The sequence below is a fragment of the Kitasatospora sp. NPDC059817 genome (genome assembly GCF_042731835.1).
Classification (GTDB): domain Bacteria; phylum Actinomycetota; class Actinomycetes; order Streptomycetales; family Streptomycetaceae; genus Kitasatospora.
Window position 1 is genome coordinate 23,689 of record NZ_JBHWIR010000102.1, and the last position, 2,990, is coordinate 26,678.

Below are 2,990 nucleotides of genomic sequence, written 5' to 3' on the forward strand. Positions count from 1 at the left end.
GGGGGGGGGGGGGGGGGGGGGGGGGGGGGGGGGGGGGGGGGCGGCGGGGGGGGGGGGGGGGGGGGGGGGGGGGGGGGGGGGGGCGGCCCCCCCCCCCCCCCGCGCCTCCCCTGCGTGCGCGGCCCTCAGCCGCGTCCAGCGCCTTCCATTTCTTCCGGCTCTTCCGGCTCTTCCGCAGCCGGCTAGACCATCGCGCTCCAGTACGGGCAGCACACGTTCGGCAGCGGCGCCGGGCCGCGACCGCCGGCGCCCTGCAGTGACGGCAGCCGCTCCGAGCGGGCCACCCCGGGCGAGCTCGCGGTCAGCCCGGCCTCACCCAACTCGCCGAATGCCAGCGCCAGTTGATGACCGTCCAGGGTGGCGGCGGCAACCCCGGGGCGGCTCCGGCCGGCATTCAGCGAAGTGATCGTCCAGCCGCGCTGCCGCCAGTGCCGCTCGACCGCGTCCACCAGTGCCGCCCGCCGGACCGCCGAGACGATGGTGAGGATGTCCCGCCCCCGGGTGACGTACCAGCGCAGGTCCGGGTCCCGCCCCGGCAGCGACAGCCGCGCGCCCGCTCTGGGCGCCGCCCCCTGCCAGACCGGCGCCGGCCGGACGGCGTCCAGGGTGTCCTGAAGCAGGGTCTCGCAGCGCTCGGCGGCTTCGAGCTGATCGACCGCCGGCACTGGGCCGGGCCACCGGGCGGGTGGCACGACCGGCGCACCGCCTCGGCTTCCACCCGGGAATCCGACGTTCAGTTCGGCACCACCTGGCTGCACTGGTCCCCTCCGCGCTCCTCCCGGTGTTCAGGCCGGGCCGGGATTCCGTCCACTGCTTGGACGGTGGGCGTGGACGGACAGTTCCGCCTCTTACCGTTCCCACACCCTCTTCCGCACCCCTCCCGCACGCCCCTCCCGCGCCCCCCGCATCCCACCCGCAGCCGCCAGGGGTCGCGTCCCACTCACCGGCTCGACTCGGCGCCCTGGGTGAGTTCGCGCAGGCGCTGGACCTCGGTGGCGAGTTCGTCGATGCGCCGGTTCAGGGCCTGGATGCAGACCAGGGCGATGCCGTTGGCGTCGACGACGGGGATCACGCGGGTGTTCTCGTGGTGGAAGTCGAAGGAGGCGTGCCAGTCCTGGGCCATCGGCCCGATGTGCCGCACCCGTTCGGGCTCCCACAGATAGCGCCAGGTGCTGATGGGCAGGGCGGCGACCGTCTCCAGTACCTGATGGCCGTTGACCGCCCCGGCCGGGACGACGGCGGCGGTGTCGGCGGTCTCGGTGTGCTCCGGGGCGGTCCGGGCCGCCTTCCCGGAGCGTCGGAACAGGCCCATGCTCAGCGGCTCCAGTCGATCGGGACGCCCATCCCACCCGAACGCCCCACCTGCCCGCGTCCGACAATCAGGACATAGGGGATCCCGCCGCCACGCTTCCCCCCATCGAGTGAAGCCCCGGCCCGGACCCGCATTCGACCGCCGCACCACCTGTCCGAGCCGCCGGCCGACCCGTCGAGGGCCGATCGGCACGAAGCCCAGGGGGAGTTGGCAGGAGCAACCGGCGTTGAGCCTCAGATTTCAAGGCCGGGGTCGAATGTCAACGGCGGGTTTCCGACGGGAACTATGCTCACGGTCGGAAGCACGGGGGGCCTTGAGGTAAACGACGGGCCTTCTGTGCGCCCATGGCGGGTCAAGTCGCTTTTCGGGAGCTCTCATTGGGTCACGGTGCGTACCGACTGGGCGACGATCGCCACTCGGAGTCGTCAGGCGAACGGCCAACCCCGAGAGATCCCCTGTCCCGCCTCGCCAAGGGCATCGTGGTCATGGCGGCCCTCGGGTTCTTCGCCGCCTCGGTCGTGGCCACCGTCCGCAACCGCGACGGCTTCTCGTACCAACTGGCCGCCATCACAGTCCTTTTGGTCCTGCTCGGCTTTCAGCTCCTGCACGCCGGCCCGTGGCGCCACAGGCGGCCGTGGTGGCCGTGGAGCCTTCTCGCTCACGGAGTGATCACCTACCTGCCGTTCCTGGTCTTCGACGGGGCGTGGGTCGGCATCCCCGGGTCGTTCGCCGGATCGATGCTCCTGACCGTCGCCGCACCCAGGTCCTGGATCCTCTTCACCCTGCTGGTGGCGGGCCAGTACCCGATCTACGCGGCGCTGGGCGACGACGTCGGGCAGTGCCTCAACGCGAGCGTCTCCACGGCCGCGGGCGGAATCGTCGTCTACGGCGTGGCCCGACTGGCCGACCTGACCGCGGAGTTGCGGGCGGCCCGCACCGAGCTGGCGGAGCGCGCCGTGGACCAGGAGAGGCTGCGCTTCTCCCGGGACCTGCACGACCTGCTCGGCTACAGCCTCTCCGTGGCAGCACTGAAGTGCCAGATCGCCGAGCGGACCGTCCTGGAGGACCCGCGGCGCGCCCGGGCGGAGATCTCCGAGGTGCTGGCGATGGTGAGACAGGCGATGTCCGACACCCGGTGGATCTCCAGCGGCGACCTCCAGATGTCGTTGGCGCGGGAAACCCGCTTCGCCGCCTCGGCGTTGCGGGCGGCTGGCATCAGCGTGGAGGTCGACCTGGCCTACGGCACCCTGCCGCCCGAGCACGACGCCGTACTGGCGACGGTGGCGCGCGAGGCCGTCACCAACATGCTGCGGCACAGCGCGGCACGGCGCTGCGAGATCCGGGCCGTCAGGGGCGAACTCGGCGACGTGAGCCTGGTGGTGTCCAACGACGGCGTCCTGGCGGAGGGCGTCCCGGCGGAGCCGGGCGGCGGCCGGGGCATCGGCAACCTCACGGAGCGGTTGCTCGCCGTCGGGGGACGGCTGACCGCGGAGGAGGGCGAGACCGGCTGGTTCCACCTCTCGGCGGTCATCGCGGCCCCGCCGACCAAGACGACGTCCAGGGCCGGCTGACCGTGGGGGGGGGGGCCCGCGGGGCGCCCCGGGGGGGCGGGCCCCGCCGCCCCGGGGCCGCGCCGCCCCCAACCCCCAGGGCGCGGCCCGGGCCCCGCGCCCCGCCC

Annotated in this window: 3 protein-coding genes; 1 reads left to right on the plus strand and 2 read right to left on the minus strand. The window is 73.9% G+C overall.

All coding sequences use genetic code 11. From position 1 onward, the window contains the following. Window positions 1-182: 182 nt before the first annotated feature. Together ACFV61_RS21760 and ACFV61_RS21765 are read right to left on the minus strand one after the other, a co-directional pair. A complete protein-coding gene (locus ACFV61_RS21760; protein ID WP_380493426.1) occupies window positions 183-665 on the minus strand; it encodes a hypothetical protein in 483 nt (160 codons plus the stop codon). Between the two features lie 275 nt (window positions 666-940). After that, window positions 941-1,312 carry a tail fiber domain-containing protein gene (locus ACFV61_RS21765; RefSeq protein ID WP_380493427.1) on the minus strand — a complete coding sequence of 124 codons (372 nt, stop codon included), beginning with the start codon at window positions 1,310-1,312 and terminating at the stop codon, window positions 941-943. Window positions 1,313-1,797: 485 nt separating this feature from the next. Here ACFV61_RS21765 and ACFV61_RS21770 point away from each other — a divergent pair, with 485 nt between their 5' ends. Beyond that, window positions 1,798-2,883, plus strand: a complete 1,086-nt coding sequence (locus tag ACFV61_RS21770; RefSeq protein ID WP_380493428.1) for a sensor histidine kinase — start codon at window positions 1,798-1,800, stop codon at window positions 2,881-2,883. The last annotated feature ends 107 nt before the right edge of the window (window positions 2,884-2,990 follow it).